The organism is Streptomyces sp. YS-3 (genome assembly GCF_045257485.1).
In the GTDB taxonomy this organism is placed as follows: domain Bacteria; phylum Actinomycetota; class Actinomycetes; order Streptomycetales; family Streptomycetaceae; genus Streptomyces.
The window spans coordinates 1-5,643 of the sequence record NZ_JBJHPC010000470.1 but is presented as its reverse complement, the minus strand read 5'-3'; the positions used below and the strand labels follow the sequence as shown (position 1 = coordinate 5,643).

The following is a 5,643-nucleotide window of genomic DNA, read 5'->3' as shown; positions in this document are numbered from 1 at the left end:
ACCCCGCAGCGCCCCGCACCAAGGACCCCGTCGCCCCGCGGCGGGGTCCTGTTCGTCTCGCGTACCGCCGCCGGACACGGATCCGCCACCGGGTCTTCCGTATTCCTCGCTGTTCTTGGAACACTCCACTCCGAGTCGCTTCCGTCCCCACACCCTTGCAGAGGTCACCTCACTCATGGCTGAACTCAATCGGCGCCGGTTCATGCAGCTCGCCGGCGGCACCGCGGCCCTCACGATGCTGTCCGACAGCATCGCCCGCGCCGCCGCCATCCCGGCGCAGGGCAGCACCGGCAGCATCCAGGACGTGGAGCACATCGTCGTCCTGATGCAGGAGAATCGTTCCTTCGACCACTACTTCGGCTCGCTCAAGGGCGTCCGCGGCTTCGGCGACCCGAGGCCGGTCACGCTCCCCAGCGGCAAGTCGGTCTGGCACCAGGAGAGCGGTGGCAAGGAGGTACTGCCCTTCCGGCCCAAGGCCGACAACCTCGGCCTCCAGTTCATCCAGGACCTCAACCACGACTGGGCCGGCGGCCACAAGGCGTTCAACAACGGCAAGTACGACCAGTGGGTGCCCGCCAAGACGTCCACCACGATGGCGTACCTCACCCGTGAGGACATCCCGTTCCACTACGCGCTCGCCGACGCCTTCACCATCTGCGACGCGTACCACTGCTCGTTCATCGGCTCCACCGACCCGAACCGCTACTACATGTGGACCGGGTACACCGGCAACGACGGCACCGGCGGCGGGCCCGTGCTGGGCAACGACGAGAAGGGGTACGGCTGGACGACCTACCCCGAGCGCCTGGAGAAGGCCGGGGTGTCCTGGAAGATCTACCAGGACATCGGCGACGGCCTGGACGCCGCCGGCGGCTGGGGCTGGATCAACGACGCCTACCGCGGCAACTACGGCGACAACTCCCTGCTGTACTTCAACAGCTATCGCAACGCCAAGCCGGGCGACGCGCTGTACGAGAAGGCCCGCACCGGCACCAACGCCAAGGCCGGGCAGGGCTTCTTCGACATCCTCAAGGCCGATGTGCAGGGCGGGAAGCTGCCGCAGATCTCCTGGATCGCCGCGCCCGAGGCGTTCACCGAGCACCCCAACTGGCCCGCGAACTACGGCGCCTGGTACATCTCGCAGGTGCTCGACGCGCTCACCTCCGACCCGGATGTGTGGGCGAAGACCGCGCTGTTCATCACGTACGACGAGAACGACGGTTTCTTCGACCACGTCGTGCCGCCGTTCCCGCCCTCCTCGGCCAACCAGGGCCTCTCCACGGTCTCGACCTCGGCCGACTACTACACCGGTGGCCTCACCTACGCGGCGGGCGCCTACGGGCTCGGCCAGCGCGTCCCGATGCTCGTCGTCTCGCCCTGGTCCACCGGCGGCTACAGCTGCTCCGAGACCTTCGACCACACCTCGATCATCCGCTTCATGGAGCGCCGCTTCGGTGTCCAGGAGCCCAACATCTCGCCCTGGCGGCGGGCCATCTGCGGCGACCTGACCTCGGCGTTCGACTTCGCCAAGTCCGACACCGCGCCCGCCGCGCTGCCCTCCACCGCCGCCTATGCGCCGCCGGACCGCGACCGGCACCCGGACTACGTGCCGGTGCCGCCCACGACCGGCAGTGTGCCCAGGCAGGAGCGGGGCTCGCGCAGGACCCGGCCGCTGCGGTACACGCCGTACGTGGACGGCTCGGCCAACGCCGCCACGGGCAGGTTCACGCTGACCTTCGGCGGGGGCGCCTCGGCCGGTGCCCAGTTCCTGGTGACCTCCCCGAACCGCACCGACGGGCCGTGGACCTACACCACCGAGGCGGGCAAGACTCTCATCGACACCTGGAACACCGCGTACTCCAAGGGCACCACCGACCTCACGGTCTTCGGGCCCAACGGGTTCCTGCGCACCTTCCGCAACCCAGGCAAGGCCACCGGTCCCGAGGTGCGGGCCCGGCACAACGCCGTCACCGGCAACCTCGACCTGACGCTGACCAACGCGGGCACGACCAGCGCGCGCCTGACGGTCACCAACGGGTACGGCGGCGCCTCCCAGGCGCTGACCGTCCGGCCGGGCGCGACCGTCACGTACACGGTCGACCTGACGGCGAGCAGGCGCTGGTACGACGTGTCGGTGGTGTCCAGTGCCAGTCCGGTGTTCCTGCGGCGGTTCGCCGGACATGTGGAGACCGGGGCGGCGGGCGTCAGCGACCCGGCGATCCTGACCGTCTGAGCGATCGGACGCGTACGGCCGGGCCGTCCCCGCGGGGGGCGGCCCGGTCCGCGTACCCGGAGCCGCCTTCGCCGAACGAGGGGTCGGATCGGGCCACATCGGGTGACTTCGCCGGTTCTGGGGAGGGATGGCACGCCATACTGGTCGGCCACGGACCACGGCGGACAGGGGAAGTACGTTGCTGGAGACGGTGAACGGGACGGGCACGCCCCGGAGCGGGGGAAGGCACGCCGTCGTCGTCGGGGGGAGCCTGGCGGGGCTGCTCGCGGCCCATGTGCTCGCGGAGCACGCCGAACGGGTCACGATCGTCGAGCGCGACCGGCTGCCCGACGGGCCGGAGCCGCGCGGCGGGGTACCCCAGAGCCGTCACACCCATGTGCTGATCGCGGGCGGCCAGGCCGCGTACGACGCGCTGCTGCCGGGCTTCTGCGAGGAGCTGATGGCGCTCGGCGCACCCCGCGTCGGCGCGCCCAGCGACATCGCGCAGTGGCAGGGAGGCCGCTGGTTCCGCCGCACCGAGGAGACCGCGTTCTTCATCTGTCCGACACGGCCCCTGCTGGAGTGGCTGGTGCGCCGCAGGGTGCTGGCCAATCCGCGGATCGAACTCGTCGAGGGCACCGAGACCGTGGGTCTGGTCGGTGACGCCTCGCGGGTGCGCGGGGTGCTGCTGCGCGAGCGGGGCGCGGCGGCCGTCGCCGTGGGCCGGGAGCCGCAGCCGCTCGCCGCGGACCTCGTCGTCGACGCCTCGGGGCGGGGCAGCCGGGCCGGCGACTGGCTGACCGCCATCGGCGCCGAACCGGCCGTCGAGGAGACCCTGGAGACCGGGCTCGCCTACGCCACCCGGGTCTACCGCACGGGCGAGGACAGCGGCGCGGAGCCCCACTTCATCGTGCCCAACCCGGGCCAGACGTACGGCGCGGTGGTCCTGCCCGCGGAGGGCGGCCGGTGGATGGTCACCCTGTCGGGGCTGCGCGGCGCCGAACCCCCGCTGGACGACCGGGGGTTCACCGACTTCGCCGAGCGGCTGCCGCATCCGATCACCCGCGAGTGGCTGGACGCGGCCAAGGCCGACTCGCCCGCGCTCGCCTACCGCACGACCGCGAACGTCCGCCGCCGCTACGACCGTCCGGGCAGGCGCCCCGCCGGGTTCCTGGTCACGGGTGACGCCCAGTGCGTCTTCAACCCGATCTACGGGCAGGGCATGACGGTCGCCGCCCTCTGCGCCGTGGCCCTGCGGGACGCGCTGGCCGACCCCCGTCGTACGCCGACGACCCGGCGCGTACAGAAGGCGATGCTGGACGCCTCGCGGCAGGCCTGGGACATCTCGGCCGGGTCGGACAAGAACATGCCGACCGCGACGGGCAGCGCGGCGCGCGGCACCCTCGCCGACCGGGTCTCCGGGTGGTATCTCGGGCGTGTGGAGGCCCGTGCGCCCGGTGACCCGGTGGTCGGCCGGGTCTTCCGCGACGTGCTGTATCTGAGCGCGCCGGTGTCCGCGCTGTTCGCGCCCGCCATCGCGAAGGCGGTGCTGTTCGGCCCCGTACGTCCGGCCCCCGAGGAGCCGCCGCGTCGGCGCGAGGACCAGGAACCCCTCGGCGACCGCTGACCGGTCACGACCGGGTCAGCTCGCCTCCGCCTCCCGCACCTCCTCGGCCCTGCGGCCCAGACCCTCCGCCGCGTCCGCGACCCGGCGCAGCAGATCGAGGAAGACGCCCTGCTCGGCGGGGTCCAGCGGGGCGAGGAAGACCTCGTTCATCCGGCCCGTGCGGACGGTGAGTTCGCGGTGCACCGCGCGGCCCTCCTCGGTGACGGCGAGCCGCGAGCGCCGGCCGTCGCGCGGGTCGCGCGTCTTGCGCAGCAGACCGCGCCGGGTGAGCCTGCTGACGACTTCGGCGATGGTCGACCGGTCCAGGCCCACGCGCTCGCCGACGGTCCGCTGGTCCAGCCCCGGTGCCGCGACCAGGGTGTTGAGGACGGCGAACTGCGGGGAGGTGGTCTGCTCGGAGACCATCGTGTTCCACAGCAGGTGGTGAACCTGCTGGAGACGCCGGGCCAGATGCCCGGGGTGGCTGCTCAAGTCGACTGCGGACACGGCCGTGTTCCTCTCGTGCTGCCGCTCGTAGCGAGCGCTTTCGGTCAACCGCGTACGGTCAAGTGTTCAGCGCCCGTCGGGTGTTGACCCGTCCGAGTCGTCCCGTTAGCTTCGGGAGCGGTAGGTACTCAGTGCACTGACCAAACACTGACCCTACCGCTACGGGGAAGCGAAGGGCAGGGGGGAAGCAATGGCCGAGATCCGAGGGCTGCGCGAGGCGGTGGCCGACCTGATCCACGACGGGGACACGGTCGCCATGGAGGGCTTCACGCACCTCATTCCGTTCGCGGCGGCCCACGAGGTCATCCGGCAGGGCATCACCGATCTCACGCTGGTGCGGATGACCCCGGACGTGATCTACGACCAGCTCATCGGGGCGGGGCTGGCCAGGAAGCTGGTGTTCTCCTGGGGCGGCAACCCTGGGGTGGGTTCGCTGCACCGCTTCCGGGACGCGGTCGAGAACGGCTGGCCGCGGCCGTTGGAGCTGGACGAGCACAGCCACGCGGGGATGGCCAACCGCTATGCGGCGGGCGCCTCCAGGCTGCCGTTCGCGCTCCTCAACGGCTACCGGGGCAGCGATCTGGGACGGCGTACGACAACGCTGTCAACCATCGACTGCACCTACACCGGACAGGAGCTGGCGGCGGTCGCCGCGGTCAACCCGGATGTCACCGTCATCCACGCCCAGCAGGCCGACCGGGAGGGCAACGTCCAGCTCTGGGGGCTCGCCGGGGTGCAGAAGGAGGCGGTCCTCGCGGCCGACCGGGTGCTCGTCACCGTCGAGGAGCTGGTCGAGGAGCTGGACCCGCGTCCGGGAGGCGTGGTGCTGCCCGGGTGGGTCGTCGACGCCGTCGCCTGGGTGCCGGGCGGCGCCCATCCCTCGTACGCGGCGGGGTACTCGGAGCGGGACAACGACTACTACCGCGAGTGGGACCGAGTCTCGCGCGACCGCGAGATGTTCCAGCAGTGGCTCAGGGAGTGTGTGACCGGATGAGCGACGGGCCGGCCCGGGGAGCCCCCGGGGGCGCTGTGCTGATGGAGGTCGACGCGGCGCGGTCCCTGGCGGGCGCGCCGACGTGGGTCGAGCGGGTGGGGGTGACACCACCGCCCAGGCGGACGGAGCTGAAGGAGCCGCACGCGCTCAAAACGGCCTGAAAGAGGTACGGATGACATCTCGTCAGCACCACGGCACGGCGCCCGACGGTCTCGATCAGCATGTCATCGCCACCGGAGCCGCCGAGGTCCGGGCCGCCGTGCGGGACGCCGACCACCCGCCGCGCGACTTCCCGCCGTACGTGGGCAGCCGGCCGCGCCACCC

At 71.8% G+C, this 5,643-nt stretch carries 5 protein-coding genes; 4 read left to right on the top strand and 1 reads right to left on the bottom strand.

Features of this window, described 5'->3' with window-relative positions; all coding sequences use genetic code 11:
* Nucleotides 1–175: 175 nt before the first annotated feature.
* Nucleotides 176–2,233 (top strand): phosphocholine-specific phospholipase C, encoded by a 2,058-nt coding sequence (locus ACJA3G_RS28415; RefSeq protein WP_406555898.1) that lies wholly within the window; start codon nucleotides 176–178, stop codon nucleotides 2,231–2,233.
* Between the two features lie 178 nt (nucleotides 2,234–2,411).
* A complete protein-coding gene (locus ACJA3G_RS28410; RefSeq protein ID WP_406555897.1) occupies nucleotides 2,412–3,839 on the top strand; it encodes an FAD-dependent oxidoreductase in 1,428 nt (475 codons plus the stop codon).
* 15 nt (nucleotides 3,840–3,854) lie between these two features.
* Here the strand turns inward: ACJA3G_RS28410 and ACJA3G_RS28405 are convergent, their stop codons facing one another.
* Nucleotides 3,855–4,325, bottom strand: a complete 471-nt coding sequence (locus ACJA3G_RS28405) for a MarR family winged helix-turn-helix transcriptional regulator (protein WP_406555896.1) — start codon at nucleotides 4,323–4,325, stop codon at nucleotides 3,855–3,857.
* A 190-nt stretch (nucleotides 4,326–4,515) separates the two neighbouring features.
* On the opposite strand from ACJA3G_RS28405, the gene ACJA3G_RS28400 reads away from it, so the two are divergent.
* The gene (locus tag ACJA3G_RS28400; protein ID WP_406555895.1) at nucleotides 4,516–5,319 is read left to right on the top strand and encodes a CoA transferase subunit A; all 804 of its coding nucleotides are present in this window, start codon (nucleotides 4,516–4,518) and stop codon (nucleotides 5,317–5,319) included.
* Nucleotides 5,316–5,480, top strand: a complete 165-nt coding sequence (locus ACJA3G_RS28395) for a hypothetical protein (RefSeq protein WP_406555894.1) — start codon at nucleotides 5,316–5,318, stop codon at nucleotides 5,478–5,480. The genes ACJA3G_RS28400 and ACJA3G_RS28395 overlap by 4 nt, the downstream gene beginning before the upstream one ends.
* Nucleotides 5,481–5,643 lie beyond the last annotated feature (163 nt).

Bases quoted from the DNA above. Each gene is read 5' to 3' on its own strand.
- ACJA3G_RS28400 (WP_406555895.1), top strand. From the start codon at position 4,516: ATGGCCGAGATCCGAGGGCTGCGCGAGGCGGTGGCCGACCTGATCCAC.
- ACJA3G_RS28415 (WP_406555898.1), top strand. From the start codon at position 176: ATGGCTGAACTCAATCGGCGCCGGTTCATGCAGCTCGCCGGCGGCACC.
- ACJA3G_RS28395 (WP_406555894.1), top strand. From the start codon at position 5,316: ATGAGCGACGGGCCGGCCCGGGGAGCCCCCGGGGGCGCTGTGCTGATG.